Origin of the sequence: Isoptericola sp. BMS4 (assembly GCF_011634835.1) — a bacterium.
GTDB lineage: Bacteria > Actinomycetota > Actinomycetes > Actinomycetales > Cellulomonadaceae > Isoptericola.
Genome location: NZ_SIRP01000001.1, coordinates 3,819,831 through 3,836,674, shown reverse-complemented (window position 1 = coordinate 3,836,674; position 16,844 = coordinate 3,819,831). Strand labels below are relative to the sequence as shown.

Annotated in this window: 15 protein-coding genes; 10 read left to right on the top strand and 5 right to left on the bottom strand. The window is 73.1% G+C overall.

What is annotated here, in order from left to right; translation table 11 throughout:
* Positions 1 to 108: 108 nt before the first annotated feature.
* Both EYB28_RS17300 and sigJ read left to right on the top strand, forming a co-directional pair.
* Positions 109 to 855 (top strand): SDR family oxidoreductase, encoded by a 747-nt coding sequence (locus EYB28_RS17300; RefSeq protein ID WP_166850458.1) that lies wholly within the window; start codon positions 109 to 111, stop codon positions 853 to 855.
* Positions 856 to 894: 39 nt separating this feature from the next.
* Positions 895 to 1,812, top strand: a complete 918-nt coding sequence (gene sigJ, locus EYB28_RS17295; protein ID WP_166850456.1) for an RNA polymerase sigma factor SigJ — start codon at positions 895 to 897, stop codon at positions 1,810 to 1,812.
* Here the strand turns inward: sigJ and EYB28_RS17290 are convergent.
* Positions 1,794 to 3,167 (bottom strand): NAD(P)/FAD-dependent oxidoreductase, encoded by a 1,374-nt coding sequence (locus EYB28_RS17290; RefSeq protein WP_166850453.1) that lies wholly within the window; start codon positions 3,165 to 3,167, stop codon positions 1,794 to 1,796. The two genes, sigJ and EYB28_RS17290, sit on opposite strands and share 19 nt — an antisense overlap.
* Positions 3,168 to 3,300: 133 nt before the next feature.
* On the opposite strand from EYB28_RS17290, the gene EYB28_RS17285 reads away from it, so the two are divergent.
* From EYB28_RS17285 to EYB28_RS17250, 8 genes are all read left to right on the top strand, one after another.
* Positions 3,301 to 4,104, top strand: a complete 804-nt coding sequence (locus tag EYB28_RS17285) for a thymidylate synthase (RefSeq protein WP_166850450.1) — start codon at positions 3,301 to 3,303, stop codon at positions 4,102 to 4,104.
* A 31-nt stretch (positions 4,105 to 4,135) separates the two neighbouring features.
* Positions 4,136 to 4,666, top strand: a complete 531-nt coding sequence (locus EYB28_RS17280) for a dihydrofolate reductase (RefSeq protein WP_166850447.1) — start codon at positions 4,136 to 4,138, stop codon at positions 4,664 to 4,666.
* 198 nt (positions 4,667 to 4,864) lie between these two features.
* The gene (locus EYB28_RS17275) at positions 4,865 to 5,884 is read left to right on the top strand and encodes a sugar ABC transporter permease (protein ID WP_166850444.1); all 1,020 of its coding nucleotides are present in this window, start codon (positions 4,865 to 4,867) and stop codon (positions 5,882 to 5,884) included.
* An 11-nt stretch (positions 5,885 to 5,895) separates the two neighbouring features.
* Positions 5,896 to 6,558, top strand: coding sequence for a YesL family protein (locus EYB28_RS17270; RefSeq protein WP_166850440.1), 663 nt, complete (start codon positions 5,896 to 5,898; stop codon positions 6,556 to 6,558).
* Between the two features lie 14 nt (positions 6,559 to 6,572).
* Positions 6,573 to 8,081, top strand: a complete 1,509-nt coding sequence (locus tag EYB28_RS17265) for an extracellular solute-binding protein (protein ID WP_166850437.1) — start codon at positions 6,573 to 6,575, stop codon at positions 8,079 to 8,081.
* Between the two features lie 73 nt (positions 8,082 to 8,154).
* Complete coding sequence (locus tag EYB28_RS17260) at positions 8,155 to 9,501, top strand: glycoside hydrolase family 28 protein (RefSeq protein ID WP_166850434.1); 1,347 nt, start codon at positions 8,155 to 8,157, stop codon at positions 9,499 to 9,501.
* 7 nt (positions 9,502 to 9,508) lie between these two features.
* Positions 9,509 to 10,018: a hypothetical protein gene (locus tag EYB28_RS17255; protein WP_166850431.1), complete on the top strand. Its 510-nt coding sequence runs from the start codon at positions 9,509 to 9,511 to the stop codon at positions 10,016 to 10,018.
* Positions 10,015 to 10,938, top strand: a complete 924-nt coding sequence (locus EYB28_RS17250; RefSeq protein WP_166850428.1) for a carbohydrate ABC transporter permease — start codon at positions 10,015 to 10,017, stop codon at positions 10,936 to 10,938. Before EYB28_RS17255 ends, EYB28_RS17250 begins: the two co-directional genes overlap by 4 nt.
* Before the next feature lie 68 nt (positions 10,939 to 11,006).
* Here EYB28_RS17250 and EYB28_RS17245 read toward each other — a convergent pair whose 3' ends face one another.
* The 4 genes from EYB28_RS17245 to xylA all read right to left on the bottom strand — a co-directional run bounded on the left by EYB28_RS17245 (position 11,007) and on the right by xylA (position 16,825).
* Positions 11,007 to 12,386: a serine hydrolase gene (locus EYB28_RS17245; protein WP_166850425.1), complete on the bottom strand. Its 1,380-nt coding sequence runs from the start codon at positions 12,384 to 12,386 to the stop codon at positions 11,007 to 11,009.
* On the bottom strand, positions 12,383 to 13,942 hold the full coding sequence (locus tag EYB28_RS17240) for a pectinesterase family protein (RefSeq protein WP_166850422.1): 1,560 nt from the start codon (positions 13,940 to 13,942) through the stop codon (positions 12,383 to 12,385). Before EYB28_RS17240 ends, EYB28_RS17245 begins: the two co-directional genes overlap by 4 nt.
* A gap of 124 nt (positions 13,943 to 14,066) precedes the next feature.
* Entirely contained in the window at positions 14,067 to 15,551 is a 1,485-nt protein-coding gene (locus tag EYB28_RS17235; RefSeq protein ID WP_166850419.1) for a xylulokinase, read from the bottom strand.
* A gap of 107 nt (positions 15,552 to 15,658) precedes the next feature.
* Positions 15,659 to 16,825, bottom strand: a complete 1,167-nt coding sequence (xylA, locus tag EYB28_RS17230) for a xylose isomerase (protein ID WP_166850416.1) — start codon at positions 16,823 to 16,825, stop codon at positions 15,659 to 15,661.
* Positions 16,826 to 16,844 lie beyond the last annotated feature (19 nt).

Below are 16,844 nucleotides of genomic sequence, written 5' to 3'. Positions count from 1 at the left end.
TCGCGTGCGCCACGTCACACACCGTCACCTGTCACGCGACGGCGGTGCGCACGGTCAAGAGGGTGTCGTGCGGTCGTCGGGACCGCGCACCGCAGAGAGGACAGGCTCATGAAGATCGTGGTCGTCGGTGGGACGGGGCTCATCGGCACGCAGGTGATCGGGCTTCTCACGGAGGCGGGGCACGAGGCCGTCGCGGCCGCGCCCAGCACCGGAGTGGACACGCTGACCGCGAACGGGGTGGACGAGGCGCTCGCGGGAGCGGACGTCGTCGTGGACGTGTCGAACTCGCCGTCGTTCGCGGACGACGACGTGCTGCGCTTCTTCACGACGTCGACGCGCACGCTGCTCGAGGCGGAGAGGCGCGCCGGGGTGGGCCACCACGTCGTGCTGTCGATCGTCGGGACGGACCGCAACCCGGGCTCGGGGTACCTGCGCGCGAAGGTCGCCCAGGAGGAGCTGGTGCGCTCCGGCGGCGTCGGCTGGACCGTCGTGCGGGCCACCCAGTTCTTCGAGTTCGCGCCGCGGATCGCCGACGGGGCCGCGGTCGACGGCGTGGTGCGCATCCCGCCGGTCGCGTTCCAGCCGATCGCCTCGGCGGACGTGGCGCGGTGCGTGGCCGACGCCGCCACGGGGGAGCCGCGCGGGGACGTGGTGGAGATCGCGGGCCCGGAGCGGGTCCGGTTCGACGAGTTCATCCGCACGGCGACCGCCGACGCCGGGCGCGACGTCGTGGCCGACCCGGCCGCACCCTACTTCGGCGCCGTCCTCGCCGAGGACTCGATCGTCCCGCAGGGCGACTCGCGGCTCGGCGGGGTCACCTACGCGGACTTCGCGGCGGCACGTGCGACGGACTGAACGCCGACGCCCCGGACGGACTCGTCGTACCGTGACCGCATGACGGCAGGCGGGCGCGTGCCCCGGAACCCCGGCGCCCTCGACGACCCCGAGGGTGCCGGGGCGCTCGACGCGTTCCTCGCGGTCCGGCCCCAGCTGTTCGGCATCGCCTACCGCATGCTCGGCGACGTGGCGGAGGCGGAGGACGTCGTGCAGGAGGCCTGGATCCGGTGGCAGGGCACGGACCGCGCCGCCGTCCGGAACCCGGCGGCCTTCCTCACCACCGTGACGACGCGGCTCGCGATCAACGCCGCGACGTCGGCCCGCGCGCGGCGCGAGACGTACGTGGGCCCGTGGCTCCCGGAGCCCGTCGACACCTCCGGGGACCCGGCGCTCGGCGCCGAGCGCGCCGAGGCCCTCGAGCTGGCGACCCTGCTGCTCATGGAGCGGCTGAGCCCGGTCGAGCGCGCCGTGTACGTGCTCCGGGAGGCGTTCGGCTACCCGTACCGCCGGATCGCCGACATCCTCGACGTCACCGAGGCGGGCGCGCGCCAGCTCGCCCGGCGGGCCCGGGAACGCCTCGGCACCCGTGAGGCCGTGCCCGTCGACCCCGGCGAGCGCCGGCGTCTCCTCGACGAGCTCGTCGCGGCCGCGCACGAGGGCGACCTGCCCCGCTTCGAGCGCTACCTGGCCGACGACGTCGTCGCCCGTCCCGACGGCGGTGGACGCGTGCACGCGTCGCGCGTCGAGCTCGTCGGCCTGGCGCGTGTCTCCCTCTTCCTCGACAACGTGTGGCGCAAGTACTGGGACGCCGGCGAGGTCCGGGCCGTCGAGGCCAACGGGCTGCCGGCGATCGTCGTGGACGTCGAGGGCGCACCGTTCGCGCTGGTGTCCCTCGACGTCGTGGACGGCCGGGTCGAGCACGTGTACATCCAGGTCAACCCGGACAAGCTGAGGGGCTACGCCGCCGCGGCGTGATCGGCAGCCTCCTCGGGTGCCGTGGGCTCCGCGGGCGTCGTCGCCGCGGTGAACGCGGCCCGAGGCGTCTGGACCGAGGCGAGGGAGACGACGTCGCGCCCGAAGACCCCGGCGGTGAGCCACACGGCGAGCACGCGAGCCTTGCGCTCCCAGGTCGGGATGGCGAGCACGTGGTACCCGCGGTGCATGAGCCACGCGAGGAGGCCGCGCACGACCAGCCGCCGGTACTGGAAGATCCCGGAGCCCAGCCCCAGCGTCGCGACCACACCGAGGCTGCCGTGCACGTAGGGCCTGGTGGGTCGGCCACGGAGCGCGGCCGCGAGGTTGCGCGCCAGACGACGCCCCTGCCGGACGGCGTGCTGCGCGTTGGGGACGGCGAGCGCCCCCGCACGCGGGACGGCGAGGTCGGGCACGGCCGCGCCGTCCCCGGCGGCCCACGCGCCCTCCACGGGGGCGTCGTCGGTGCCGACGCGCAGGTCGGGCCGCACGACGACGTACCCGCGGGCGTCGACCGGCAGGTCGGTGTGCGTCGCGACGAAGGGGTTCGCGGCGTTCCCCGCGGTCCAGACGAGCAGCCCGGAGGGGAACGACTCGCCGGACGAGAGGGTGACGACACCGCCCTCGGCGGACTCCAGCGCCGTGCCCAGGTGCACGTGCGCACCGCGGCGCCGGAGCTGATCGACCACCCAGCGGCCTGGCCGCTCCGTCACCTCGGGCAGGATGCGCGGGCCGCGCTCGACGAGGTGGAACGCGAGCTCGCCGGCGTCGATCTCCGGGTAGCGGCGCAGGAGGTCGTGCGCGAGCGACAGCAGCTCGGCGAAGCCCTCCACGCCGGAGAACCCGCCGCCGACAAACGTCACGGTGAGCAGGCGTTCCCGCTCCGGTCCGCGCGGCAGCCCCGCCGCCCGGTCGAACGACGTGAGCAGCCGGTCGCGGATCGCCACGGCCTCCTCGACGTGCTTCATCCCGATCGTGTGCCCGGCCACGCCCGGTACGGGGAAGACGCGCGTGACCGCGCCCGCCGTGACCACCACGTCGTCGTAGTGCAGCCGGTAGGGGGCGCCGTCGCGCGGTCGCACGACGACGGCGTGGTCCGCGTGGTCGATCCGCACGACCGACCCGTCGACGAGCCGCGTGCGGCGCAGGTGGCGGCGGTGCGCCACCGCGGCGTGGCGCGCCTCGACCGACCCGGCCACCACCTCCGGCAGGAACGGCTGGTAGGTCATGTACGGGCGTGGGTCCACCAGCACCAGCTCGACGTCCCCGCGGCGCAGTTCGCGGCGCAGCCGCTTCTCCAGCTCCCGGGCCGCCGTGAACCCCGCGTACCCGCCACCGACGATCACGATGCGTCGCATCACTACCTCCTGTGCCGCGCCCGTCGGGCGCTCTCACCATGTCGACCGAGAGGCCGGGCCCGGCGTGACGCCCGGGGGAGTGACGTCCGTCGCTTCCTCCGTCCGGAGGAGGCGCGACCCTAGACTGGCGCCCATGGCTGCCATCCCCACCCCGTACGAGGACCTGCTGCGCGACGTGCTGGAGCACGGCACGCACAAGGACGACCGCACGGGCACGGGCACGCGCAGCGTGTTCGGCCGCCAGCTCCGCTACGACCTGCGGCAGGGGTTCCCGCTGGTCACGACCAAGCGGGTGCACCTCAAGTCGGTGGCGTACGAGCTGCTGTGGTTCCTGCGCGGCGACTCCAACGTGCGCTGGCTGCAGGAGCACGGCGTGTCGATCTGGGACGAGTGGGCCGCGCCCGACGGCGACCTCGGCCCGGTGTACGGGGTGCAGTGGCGGTCGTGGCCGACGCCGGACGGGCAGCACGTGGACCAGATCGCCGGGGTGATCGAGCAGATCCGCACCAACCCGGACTCGCGCCGGCTGATCGTCAGCGCGTGGAACGTGGCCGAGCTCTCGAGCATGGCGCTGCCGCCCTGCCACCTGCTGTTCCAGTTCTACGTGGCGGACGGGAGGCTGAGCTGCCAGCTCTACCAGCGCTCGGCGGACCTGTTCCTCGGCGTGCCGTTCAACATCGCCTCCTACGCGCTGCTCACGCACATGGTGGCCGCGCAGACGGGGCTGGGGGTCGGCGACTTCGTCTGGACCGGCGGCGACTGCCACATCTACGACAACCATGTCGACCAGGTGCGCACGCAGCTGGAGCGCGACCCGTACCCCTACCCGACGCTGCGGCTGGCCCCGCGCGACTCGATCGTCGACTACACGTACGACGACATCGAGGTGCTGGGCTACCAGCACCACCCGGGCATCAAGGCCCCCGTCGCGGTATGAGGACACCGGTGGGCAGCGCGGGAGGTGCCGGGTGATCGGGCTGATCTGGGCGCAGGCGCGCGACGGCGCCGGACGGCCCGTCATCGGCGTCGGGAACACGATCCCGTGGCGCGTGCCCGAGGACTTCGCGCACTTCAAGGCGACCACCGCCGGCCACCCCGTGGTCATGGGTCGCCGCACCTGGGAGTCGCTGCCGCGCCGCCCGCTGCCCGGGCGGACCAACGTCGTCGTGACGCGCCGTCCCGGCTGGTCGGACGACGGCGCCGTGCCGGCGACGTCCGTGGAGGACGCCCTGGCGATCGCGGCCGCCGCCCCCGGCGGCGAGGAGGTCTGGGTGATGGGCGGCGGTGAGGTCTACGCCGCGGTCCTGCCGCTCGCGGACCGGCTCGTCATCACCGAGATCGACCTCGCCGTCGAGGGCGACGCCTTCGCCCCCGCCGTCGACGGGACCGCGTGGGAGGTCGCCGACGACGGCGCGTGGGCGACGTCGTCGGGGCCGGGCGGGCTGCGCCACCGCGTGCGCACCTACCGCCCGACACCGGGGAGCCGACCCGCCCTCTGACGGCGGAGAGGTCGCTCGGCCGCCTCCTCCGGCGGGGGAGCCGACGCTCACATCACGATCTCGACACCGATCCGCGGAAGGCGCTTGCCCAGTGTGGTGCGCGTCATGTACCGTCCGAGAAACCGGTTACCGAGGGTTGCTGACGACGCGGTCGGGCATCCCGCTGATCGGCTCGAGGACGAGCAGAGGAGCACACCGATGGTGGGAGTGACGAGCGCGGGAGACGCGGTGAGCGCGGCGGCGGCGACCGCGACCGCGACCGACCCCCGCACGCCGACGCCGGCGTCGGCGTCGGTGACGGCGCCGCCCGCGCCCCGCAAGCGCCGCTCGACGTTCTGGCGGCACCGCACGCTGTACCTGATGGCGGTCCCCGGGATCGTCTACTTCCTGATCTTCAAGTACGCCCCGATGGGCGGCCTGGTGATCGCGTTCCAGGACTACCTGCCGTTCCTCGGCATCACCGGCAGCCCCTGGGTCGGGTTCGACCACTTCGTGCGCTTCTTCTCCGAGGACACGTTCTACGTGCTGCTGCGCAACACGCTGATGATCTCGCTGGGGATGCTCGTCTTCGCCTTCCCGGTCCCGATCGTCCTGGCGCTGCTCCTCAACGAGGTCCGGACCCGGTGGTTCAAGCGCAGCATCCAGTCGGTCGTCTACCTGCCGCACTTCCTCTCGTGGGTGATCGTCGTGTCGATCTTCTACGTGCTGCTCACCACCGACGGCGGCTCGATCAACAACCTGATCGTGTCCTGGGGCCTCGACCCGATCCCGTTCCTCACCGACCCGGACTGGCTGCGGCCGATGTACATCTTCCAGGAGATCTGGAAGGGCGCCGGCTGGGGGACGATCGTCTACCTCGCCGCGATGACGGCGGTCGACATGCAGCTCTACGAGGCGTCCGAGCTCGACGGCGCGGGCCGGCTGCGGCAGGCCTGGCACATCACGCTGCCGGCCATCCGCCCCACCATCATCGTCATGTTCATCCTCGCCATCGGGGACTTCCTCGAGCTCGGCTTCGAGCACATGTTCCTCGTGATGAACTCCCTGAACCGCGAGGTCGCCGACATCTTCGACACCTACGTGTACACGGCGGGCATCGAGAACGGGCAGCTCAGCTACGCCGCCGCCGTCGGACTGTTCAAGGGCCTCGTCGGCCTCGTCCTCGTCGTCTTCGCGAACCGGCTCGCCAAGCGGTTCGGCGAAGAGGGCGTCTACTGAGGACGGCCGGCGTGTTCTCCTTCGAGGGCTTCGTCCGCATCGACGCCATCTGCCGCGGCCTGTTCCGGCTCGCCTACCTGAACCTGCTCTGGCTCGCGACGACGCTGCTCGGCCTGGTGGTGCTCGGGTTCGGCCCGGCGTCGTACGCCATGGCGACGTACCTCGACGGGTGGCTGCGCCACGGGGAGACCCCGCCGCCCACCCGCACGTTCGTGGCCGCCGTCCGCGAGGCGACCGGCCGGTCCATGCTCGTCGGCGCGGTCCTCCTCGGCGCGGGCGCCGTCATCGTCACCAACGTCTTCCTCGCCCCGGTCTGGATCGTGCAGGCGCTCAACGTCGTCGCGCTGGTCGTGCTCGGCGTGGCCGCCGCGTACGTGTTCCCGGTGATGACGGCCACCGACCTCCCGACGGCGGGGCGGCAGCTCGCCGCAGCGCTGCTGCTCGGCTTCGGGTCGCTGCACTGGACCATCCTCGGCGCGACCGCCGTCGGGCTCGTCGAGTGGCTGCTGTGGCAGTACGCGACGCCGCTGCTCCTGCTCTTCGGGGCGTCGCTGCCCGCGTTCGCCGTCGCCCTGGTCACCCGCATCGTCTTTCGTCCGTTGGTGGAGTCCCCGGAGGTCCCGCTCCGCTCCGCCGTGCACCCGAACGCGCCTGTGACGGAGCAGGCGTCATGAGAGGAGCTACACCCATGAGCAAGCAGACGTTCGTCAAGGGCGCCGCCGCTGCGGCGGTGACGGCGCTCGCACTCACCGCGTGCAGCGGTGGGTCCGGCGACGGCGGCGGCGAGGCCGACGACGGCCCGATCACCTGGATGGCGATGCTCCACACGCCGGTGACCCCGGACGCCGACGGCCCGATCCACACGGCGCTGGAGGAGTACACCGGCCAGGAGTTCGACATCCAGTGGGTGCCGGACGCGTCCAAGGAGGAGAAGATCAACTCCGCCCTGGCGTCCGGCGAGCTCGCCGACATCGTGTCCCTCACCGTCACGGACAGCACGACGGTGCGCCAGGCGCTCGGCGCCGGCCAGTTCTGGGACGTCGAGCCGTTCCTCTCCGAGTTCCCGAACCTGTCGAAGATCGACCCGCAGACCATCGAGGCCGCCAAGCTGGACGGCACGCTCTACGGGGTCCCGTTCCAGAAGATCAAGACGCGCTACGGCGTCGTGGTGCGGCAGGACTGGCTGGACAACCTGGGCCTGGAGGTGCCGCACACGATCGAGGACCTGGAGAAGGTCGCGGTCGCCTTCACGAACGACGACCCGGACGGCAACGGCAAGGACGACACGACCGGGTTCATCGACCGCGAGGAGAGCTTCCTCGTCGGGTTCCGCTCCCTGACCGGATACTTCGGCGCCGGCGACAAGTTCTCCGTGGACGACTCGGGCCAGGTGCACGCCGCGTTCACGACGGACGAGTTCAAGGACGCCATGGAGTGGTACCGCGGCGTCTACGAGCAGGGCGCCGTGAACCAGGAGTTCGTCACCGTGCAGAAGACGAACCAGCAGGACGCCATCGCCCAGGGCAAGGGCGGCATCGTGGTCACGGGGCTGTTCGAGGCCAAGAACTACCTGGCCCTCGCCGAGAGCGCCGACCCGAAGACCCCCATGAAGTGGGCGCTGGTCAACGACATCACCTACGACGGACAGCCGCACCGCATCATCTCCGACACCGGTGGCGGCATGGGCGGGTGGCTGGCCCTGCCGAAGTCCGAGGTCAAGAACGAGGACGAGGTGCGCAAGGTGCTCGGCTTCATCGACAAGCTGATCGACGAGGAGCCCTACACGCTGATGACGAACGGCATCGAGGGCACCCATTACGAGGAGGACGCCGAGGGCGTCGTCACGATCACCGACCAGACGGCCTGGGAGCAGGACGTCCAGCCCTACTCCTCCTCGCGCCCCTCGGAGAAGGTGAAGACCTTCAAGAGCTCCACGCCGTACGTCGACGAGGCCAACGAGAAGATGGCCGAGCAGGAGCCGGACGCCGTCGTCAACCCGACACAGTCGCTCACCTCCGAGACCTTCGACCGCCAGTGGTCGACCCTCGAGGACCGGGCCATGGACGCCTACAACCGGTACCTCACCGGGCAGATCGAGATGGCCGACTACGAGGCCGTCGTCGAGGACCTGCGCGGCCAGGGCCTGGACGACATCGAGCAGGAGTTCACCGACGCCTACGCCGAGGTGAACGGCTGACCCAGGCACGACCCGGTGGGGTGCCGGCACGCCCGGCGCCCCACCGCCCCTACCGACCCAGAGAGGGCGACCAGTGCAGACCACCCCGCTCGACCAGCCCGGTACCACCGACGCGCACGGGCTCGAGACCGCGGCGCTCCAGGCGGCCATCGACGCGGCCGCGGACGCCGGGGGAGGGCGCGTCGTCGTGGCCGCCGGCCGGCACCGCACCGGCGCACTCCGGCTGCGCAGCGGCGTCGAGCTGCACCTCGAGGCGGGCGCACGGCTGGAGTTCGTGCCCGACCCGGCGCTGTACCCCGCGGTGGACGCCCGCTGGGAGGGCGCGACGTCCGTGATCCACCAGCCGTGCCTGTACGCCCACGGCGAGACGGGCGTCGCGATCACGGGGCTCGGGACGATCGACGGCGGCGGCCAGGCCTGGTGGACCACGTTCCGTGAGCGTCGTGCGGAGCTCGACCACCCGCGCCCGACGCTGCTCGGGATCCACGAGTGCGCCCGGGTCACCGTCCGCGACGTCACCCTGACGAACTCCCCGGCCTGGACGGTGCACCCGCTGCTCTGCGAGGACGTGAGCATCTCCGGCGTGCGGATCGTCAACCCCGCCGACTCGCCCAACACCGACGGCATCAACCCCGAGTCGTGCCGCAACGTGCGCATCAGCGACTGCCACATCGACGTCGGTGACGACTGCATCGCGATCAAGGCCGGCACCGAGCGCACGGCGGAGCGGGTGCCGTGCGAGAACATCACCGTCACCGGCTGCACGATGGTCCACGGGCACGGCGGCGTGGTGCTCGGCAGCGAGATGAGCGGCGGCATCCGCAACGTCGTCATCACCGGGTGCGTGTTCTCCGGCACCGACCGCGGGATCCGGTTCAAGTCCCGTCGCGGCCGAGGTGGCGTCGTCGAGGACGTGCGCGTCACCAACGTGATCATGGACGGGGTGCTGTGCCCGTTCGTCATCAACCCCTTCTACTTCTGCGGCCCGGACGGCAAGGAGCCATGGGTCGGCGACCGTGCCCCGCACCCGGTGGACGAGCGGACGCCCGCGTTCCGCCGGATCCACCTCGCGCACGTCACCGCCCGGGGCGTGCACGCCGCGGCCGCCCACCTGTACGGCCTGCCGGAGCAGCCGCTCGCCGAGATCACGGTCGACGACGTCGCCGTGTCGTTCGCCGACGACGCCGTCGCGGGCGTGCCCGCCATGGCGGACGGCGTCGACCCCGTGGCCCGTGCCGGCTTCCGCGTCGGGTACCTGGCCGACTCCGAGTTCACGCGGATCCGCGTGGTCGGGGCCGAGGGCCCGGAGCTGCGCGCGGAGCACAGCCCCACCCTGCGCCTGACGGACGTGGCCGGCGACGTCGAGCTCGACGAGGTCACGCAGGAGTTCACGGACGCCGACGCCGAGGTGAACGGCTGAGATGGCCATGACCGGGACGCCCGCACCCCGCCGCGGCGGCTCGCCGCCGCGGTGGCCCGACCCCCCGGCGACGCCCACGATCCGGCGCACCGCCGAGATCTGGGTCGCCGCCGTCGCCGCCGGCCTGACGACCCTGCTCCTCGGGGCGTTCACCCTCGTGGTGAACGGCGTCGACGCAGCGACGTTCGCCGACACGCTCTACCCGGCGCTCACCGGGGCGGGTGCGCTGGCCGAGGGCGTCCCGGTCGACGCCGCCTACGAGGCGGCACGCACGCTCGCGGCGTGGTTCGGCCTGACGGTCGTGGTCGTCCTCGGCCTCACCGTCGCCGGCGTCGCCCTCGCCCGCCGGCGTCCTGCCCGCAGGACGACCGGGTGGTGGTTCCTCGCCGCGGGGCTCGCCTGCCTCGTCGGCAGCCAGCTCCTCCTCTATCCGATCGCCTTCGGCTTCTTCGTCACGGCGGGGCTGTTCGCCCTGCGCAAGCCCGACCAGCAGTCCGAGACCGGGAGTTCCAGATGAGCAAGAATGTCGCGGCAGCGCCCGCCCGACCCACGAGCAGCACGGGCCGGCCCCGCCGGCCCACGCTCGGGGTGCGCGTCTTCCAGGTGGTCAACGTCGTCGTCCTGACGGGCTTCGCGCTGATGTGCCTGATCCCGTTCCTCAACGTGCTCGGCAGCTCGCTCGCCACCCCCGGCGAGCTCGCGACGCGCCCGTTCGTGCTGATCCCGCAGACCTTCACCCTCGACGCCTACCGGTACATCCTGTCGACGTCGACGATCTTCCAGGCGATGGGGGTGTCCGTCGTCGTCACGGTGGGCGGCACGTTCCTCAGCCTGCTGGTCACCGCACTGATGGCGTACGCGCTGTCCAAGCGCTACCTGCGCGGACGCCGGGTCATCAACTTCATGGTCGTGTTCACCATGCTGTTCAGCGGCGGCATGATCCCCACGTTCATCGTGGTGCAGAAGCTGGGGCTCATCGACTCGCTGTGGGCACTGATCCTCCCGGTGCTGGTCAACGCGTTCAACTTCGTCATCATGCGCAGCTTCTTCCAGGGCATCCCCGACAGCCTCGAGGAGGCGGCCCGCATCGACGGGTGCTCCGAGCTCGGCGTGTTCTGGCGGATCGTGCTGCCGCTGTCGCTGGCGTCGATCGCGACGATCGGCCTGTTCTACGCGGTCTTCTACTGGAACACGTACCAGCACGCGATCCTCTACATCAACGACTCGGAGAAGTGGCCCATCCAGGTGCTGCTGCGCCAGATCGTCATCGTCGCCTCGGGCATGAACGCCGACGAGAGCTCGGTGGACATCGTGCCGCCCGCCCAGTCGGTGAAGATGGCCGTCATCTTCGTGGCGACGCTCCCGATGCTGCTGGTCTACCCGTTCATCCAGCGCTTCTTCGTCAAGGGCGCGCTGATCGGCTCGGTCAAGGGCTGACCGGGAATCGAGCGTCCCGATCCGGACCCCACACCTCAGGGACGAGGTCCGGACCGGACGCTCGATGCTTACTGCGCCTCGCCGTAGGCCGCGTGGAACGTCCACGCCGGGTCGGCCGCCTCGCAGAACGCCTGCGACTGCACCGCGAGCGTCCCGTCGGCGGCCCGTGCGAGCCGAAGTCGCAGCGTGGCCAGGTCGTCGCCGTGCAGCGCGCAGCGCACGTCCAGCACGTCGTCGTCGCTCCAGCCGGCGGTGACGACGGCCGGGACGCCCCCGACGCGCGTCGCCACCGGCCCGTCGAACCGCAGCGGCACGTCCCAGCCGCCGGTGGCGTCCCACCCGCCGTCGGTCCGCAGCCGGCCGCCGTCGGCGTCGAGGGTCAGGTCGAGCCTTCCGGGCCCTCGCCCCGGCGTCAGGCTGGTCAGGCGCGCGTCGACGGCGCGGGGTACCGCGCCGGCCCGACCCGGGGCCGGCCACTCCAGCGGCAGGTGCTCCGCCGCGTCGACGTCCGCCCCGGCACCGACGGCGGCCGCCAGCGGGTCGACGACCAGGTCGAGCACGTCGTCGAGGAGCCGCTGGTCCCCGCTCGCGCACGCCTGGGTGTCCGCCGTCACGACCACGACGACGCCGGTCGCGGGGTCGCCGTACACGATCTGCCCGCCGAGGCCGAACATCAGCCAGCCGCCGCGCGCGGGCAGCCACAGCTGGTAGCCGTACCCGGCCCGCAGCGACGCGCCCCACGTCTGGGTGGCGGTGTCCGCCCGGCGACCGGTGGCGGCCGCGAGGTAGTCCTCCGGCAGCAGCCGGACGCCGTCGTGCACGCCGCCCGCGACCATGACCTCGGCGAGCCGCCGCAGGTCGCGCGGGGTGCAGATCAGCCCCGACCCCCCGCTGCTGACCCCCTCCGGTCCGGTGAGGTACCGCAGCCCGGGATCGACGCCGAGCGGGTCGAGCAGCCGCGGGCGCAGGTACCCGGCGACGCTCGTGCCGGCGAGCCGCTCCACCAGCGCCGCGAGCACGTACGACCCGCTCGTGTCGTAGGTGAACAGCGTGCCCGGCGGGTGCGTGGGCTCGACCCGGAAGTACGACTCGAGCCAGGTCCCGTCGTACCGCTTGTACGTGGTGGCGCGGTGCGGGCCGCGCATCGCCAGCACGTGGCGCAGCGTGGTGGCCTCGAGCCACGGGTGCGCCGGCTCCGTCCCGGTGACCAGCTCGGGGAAGTGGCGCACGACGGGGTCGTCGAGGCTCAGGGCCCCCTCGTCGGCCAGCAGTCCCACCGCCAGCCCGGTCAGCGTCTTGGACACGGAGTACATGCGTTGCGGGGTGTCCGGGCCGAGGGGGTCGCAGGCGGCGCTCGCGACCTCGCGGCCCCGCACGCCCACGTGGACGGTGTGCAGTGCGATGTCGAGCCGGGCGGCGCGGGCGGCGAGGGGGGTCAGGTCGATCACGCGACCACCTCCCGTGCCGCGGCGGTGGCACACGCGATCCCCAGGTCGTCGAGGCCCGCGGCGACCTCCCGGGCGACGGCGGCAGCGCCGGACCGGGAAAGGGTGCCGTCGTCGGCGGACGAGCGCAGGCTGCCCGCCTCGCCCTGCGCCTGCCACAGCCCCAGGGTGCGGTGGGCGACGTCGAGCAGCCGGACGTCGTCCGCTCGCGCCACGTCGCGGACCGCCTGCGCCAGGGGGCGGTGGGTGGCCCGGGCGCGGCCGCCGGCGAACCGCCGGCCGCTGACGGGGGTGAGCAGCACGGGCGTCGCGCCCCGGGCCCGGACGCCGACGACGGCGCGGCGCAGCAGGGCCGGCACCTCCCGGTAGGGGTCGGGCGGGTCGGTAGGGGCGTCGTCGCCGCTGCCCAGGAGGACGACGTCGCCGGGCCGGACGGCGGCCAGGGCGGTGAGCAGGCCACCGGAGGCCACCCACGCGGCGAGCGAGCCGCCGGCCGGGTGGGCGACGACGTCGCGCCCCGTGGTCCCGGCCAGCGCGGCGGCCCAGCCGCGGCGCGGGCCGCCGGTCGGGCCGCCCGCCGTCCGGTCGGCCAGCACGTGCAGGCGCCCGTCCGTGTGCGGCGGGCCGTCCCACCCCGCCAGGTGCGCGGCGACGACGTCCGCCGGCGCGGGGCCGGCGTCGGTGGCGTCCGCCAGGGGCAGGTCGTGTCCCGGCGAGGCCTCGGCCGCGCCTGGCGCGAGACGCGACCCGGCCTCGGCGAACCGTGCGTCGTCCCGCCAGGAGTACCCGCCCATGTCGTCCCACCGGTCCGCGGCGACGTGCGGGCCGACCTCGCAGGCCACGAACATGGCCTGGCCGACGGCGTCGGGGCGGCCGCCGACGTGCCAGGGCCGGGCGAGCCGGACGCCGCCGTCGGGGACGCCGTCGCCGGCGGTGAGGGCGACCCGGTGGAAGCACAGGCCGCGGGGGTTCTCGACGGGCGTGCTCGGCGCCGCGACGTACCCGGGGCCGACGCTGCGCACCTCGCCGCCCTCGACGAGGGCGGTCGCGCGTCCGTAGACGAAGTCGACGTCGCCCACCACGAGGCAGTCGCGCAGGTGGACGTGGCTGACGGAGGACCAGGACGGGGTGTCGAGCATCAGCGTGTCCTGCTGCCCGAGCAGGTGGCAGTCCTCGACCCGGACGCGGGTGCCGCGCGTGCGCAGCGCGATCGCCTGCGAGTCGGGCAGCCCGGGGTTCGCGCCCTTGTCGAAGGTGTTGCGGATCGTCAGGCCGCGCAGCGTGACGTCGTCGGCGTCGACCGTGACGGTTGCGCACCGCTGCACGAGCGGCATCCCGGTGGGGTCGGCGTCGCCCTGGCGCAGGTCGTGGGTGAGCACGACGTCGCGCGGGTCGCCCGTGGACGAGCGGACCAGCAGCGGGGCGGCGCGCGGGGCGACCACCACCTGGCCCACGTACTCCCCGGGGTGCAGCACCACCTCGGTGACGTCGGGATCCGCGAGAGCTTCGCTCAGGCCGGGCAGGAGGTCGGCGTCGTCGCCGACGTGGAGCGTGGGCATGCCGCCCACCCTAGTAACCGGTTTCTCGGATGACCAGCGCCGCCGGGAAGAACTGTGGGTACGACGATGGCGAGGATCCGGGCACGGATCCTCGCCATCGTCGTACCCACGACCCCGGGCGGGGTCAGGCCAGGTCGCGGACCGCGGCGTACTGCTCGCGCACCACGGGCTGCGGGTCGGCGTCCAGCGTGGCGACCACGTCGGTGGACCACGACGGCGCCCCGGCCCCGGCGTCGGCCGCCACGGCCAGCACCGTCGCCGCCTGGCGGGCGGCACCGTCGGCCACGTACTCGCCCGGCTCGGGGACGGAGATCGGCACGCCGAGCACCTGCGGCGCGATCCGCTGCACCGCGGGAGACTGGGCGGCCCCGCCGATGAGCAGCACCCTCTCCACGGGCACGCCCTGGGCGCGCAGCGCGTCGAGCCCGTCGGCGAGCCCGCACAGCATGCCCTCCACGTACGCGCGGGCCAGGTGCTCGCGGGTGGACGTCGCGAGCCGGATGCCGTGAAGCGTGCCCGTGGCGTCGGGCCGGTTCGGGGTGCGCTCGCCCTCGAGATAAGGCACGAGCACGAGCCCGTCCGCCCCGGGCGGCGCGGCCAGCGCGAGCCGGGCGAGCTCGTCGACGTCCACGCCCAGCACGGACCGGGCGGCGTCGAGCACGCGGGCCGCGTTGAGCGTCACCGCGAGCATGAGGGCGTTGCCCGTCGCGTCGGCGAACCCGTTGATCGCGCCCGACCCGTCCGCCGTCCGGCGCGGCGCCACCGCGGACACCACGCCGGAGGTGCCGATGGAGATGGCGATGTCGCCCGGGCCCATGCCGAGGCCGAGCGATGCCCCGGCGTTGTCCCCGGCGCCGGGGCCGAGCAGCGCTCCGCCGCCGACGCCGGCCCCGGCGACGCCCGGGTGCGCGACGCCGCCCGGCTCGGTCGGCGCCAGGACGCGGGGCAGCACGACGTCGTCGCGGCCGAACGCCAGGCGCAGCAGGTCGCGGCGGTACGCGCCCGCGCCGCCGTCCGCCTCCGCGTCGTAGTAGCCGGTGCCCGACGCGTCGGAGCGGTCGGTGACGAGCGCGTCGAGCCGCGGACCGAGCGGCGACTCGCCCTCGGGGCCGTACCCGGCGATGCGCCAGGTCAGCCAGTCGTGGGGGAGCGCGACGGCGGCCACGCGCGCGGCGTTCTCGGGCTCGGCGTCGCGCAGCCAGCGCAGCTTCGTCACGGTGAGCGAGGCGACGAGCACGGAACCGACGGCGTCGGCCCAGGCCTGGGCGCCGGTGGCGCGGTCGCCGTCGCCGAGCTCGCGGACCAGGTCCTCGGCGGCGTCCGCGGAGCGCGTGTCGTTCCACAGGATCGCGTCCCGGACCACGCGCCCCTCGGCGTCGAGCGCGACCAGGCCGTGCTGCTGGCCACCGACAGAGATCGCGGCGACGTCGTCCAGCCCGCCGGCGTCGTCCGCCGCGGCGAGGAACGCGTCCCACCAGTGCCGCGGGTCGACAGCGGTGCCGTCGGGGTGCTTCGCCGACCCGGACCGGACCAGCCGCCCGGTCTCGGCGTCGCGCACGACGATCTTGCAGGACTGCGTGGACGTGTCCACGCCGGCGACGAGGGGCATCGTTGCTTCCTTCGAGGATCTGTCGGATGGTTGCGGGCGCGAGTTTGGCGCTATTTCGTCGGAAATAGCGCCAAACTCGCGCCCACAACACCGGGCGGGTGGCTGGGTCAGCCGATGAGGTGCTGCAGCGCGAGCTGGTGCAGCCGCACCAGACCGTAGTCGCGCTCGGCCACCGCGTCGACGTCCACGTCCTCGTAGGCCGAGGTGTCCGCGAGGAAGTCGTCGAACGACTCGCCCGCGGCCAGGGTCGGCTGCCCGAGCTCGAAGATCCCGGCGTGCTCGAAGGCCTTGGTGACCTCCGGGTCCTCCCGGTAGGCCTTCGCCTTGGCGGCCAGCATGTCGTAGGTGGCCATGTTGGCCTTCGCCGACTCCCAGACGCCGTCGAGGTGCTCGGTGCGGCTCGGCTTGTAGTCGAAGTGCCGCGGACCCTCGTAGCGCGGGCCGCCGTTCGGGAACCCGTTCTCCAGCAGGTCGACCGTGAAGAACGCGGAGAGCAGGTCGCCGTGGCCGAAGACGAGGTCCTGGTCGTAGCGCGGGCCGTGCTGGCCGTTGAGGTCGATGTGGAACAGCTTCTCGCGGTACAGGGCGAGGGCGAGGCCGTGCGTGTAGTTGAGGCCGGCCATCTGCTCGTGGCCCGTCTCCGGGTTGAGGCCGACGATGTCGCCGTGGTCGAGCGAGTCGATGAGGGCGATCGCGTGGCCGATGCTCGGCAGGAAGATGTCGCCGCGGGGCTCGTTCGGCTTCGGCTCCAGGCCGATGCGCAGGCCGTAGCCCTTGGACTTGATGTAGGCCGCGACGGTGTCGATGCCCTCCGCGTACCGCGCGTGCGCGGCGTGCAGGTCCTTGGAGTTGTCGTACTCGGTGCCCTCGCGGCCACCCCACATGACGAACGTGGAGGCGCCCATCTCGGCGGCCAGGTCCACGTTGCGCAGCACCTTGCGCAGGCCGTAGCGGCGCACCTCGCGGTTGTTCGAGGTGAACGCGCCGTCCTTGAAGATCGGGTGCGTGAAGGTGTTCGTGGTGACCATCTCGCAGACGAGGCCGGTCTCCTCGGACGCCTTCTTCACCGCGTCGATGTGCTTCTGCCGCTCGTCGCCCTCGGCGCCGAACGGGAACACGTCGTTGTCGTGGAACGTGAAGCCCCACGCGCCGAGGTCGGCGAGCCTGCGCACCGACTCGGCCGGGTCGAGCTCCGGTCGGGTCGCGGTGCCGAACGGGTCGTTGGCCGGCCAGCCGACGGTCCACAGTCCGAAGGAGTACTTGATGTCGCTCACGGCTTCTCCTCGTCGAGTC

Excerpts from the sequence above, each read along its gene's own strand:
- EYB28_RS17300 (WP_166850458.1), top strand. The coding sequence starts at position 109 with ATGAAGATCGTGGTCGTCGGTGGGACGGGGCTCATCGGCACGCAGGTG.
- sigJ (WP_166850456.1), top strand. The coding sequence starts at position 895 with ATGACGGCAGGCGGGCGCGTGCCCCGGAACCCCGGCGCCCTCGACGAC.
- EYB28_RS17290 (WP_166850453.1), bottom strand. The coding sequence starts at position 3,167 with ATGCGACGCATCGTGATCGTCGGTGGCGGGTACGCGGGGTTCACGGCG.
- EYB28_RS17285 (WP_166850450.1), top strand. The coding sequence starts at position 3,301 with ATGGCTGCCATCCCCACCCCGTACGAGGACCTGCTGCGCGACGTGCTG.
- EYB28_RS17275 (WP_166850444.1), top strand. The coding sequence starts at position 4,865 with ATGGTGGGAGTGACGAGCGCGGGAGACGCGGTGAGCGCGGCGGCGGCG.
- EYB28_RS17265 (WP_166850437.1), top strand. The coding sequence starts at position 6,573 with ATGAGCAAGCAGACGTTCGTCAAGGGCGCCGCCGCTGCGGCGGTGACG.
- EYB28_RS17255 (WP_166850431.1), top strand. The coding sequence starts at position 9,509 with ATGACCGGGACGCCCGCACCCCGCCGCGGCGGCTCGCCGCCGCGGTGG.
- EYB28_RS17250 (WP_166850428.1), top strand. The coding sequence starts at position 10,015 with ATGAGCAAGAATGTCGCGGCAGCGCCCGCCCGACCCACGAGCAGCACG.
- EYB28_RS17240 (WP_166850422.1), bottom strand. The coding sequence starts at position 13,942 with ATGCCCACGCTCCACGTCGGCGACGACGCCGACCTCCTGCCCGGCCTG.
- EYB28_RS17235 (WP_166850419.1), bottom strand. The coding sequence starts at position 15,551 with ATGCCCCTCGTCGCCGGCGTGGACACGTCCACGCAGTCCTGCAAGATC.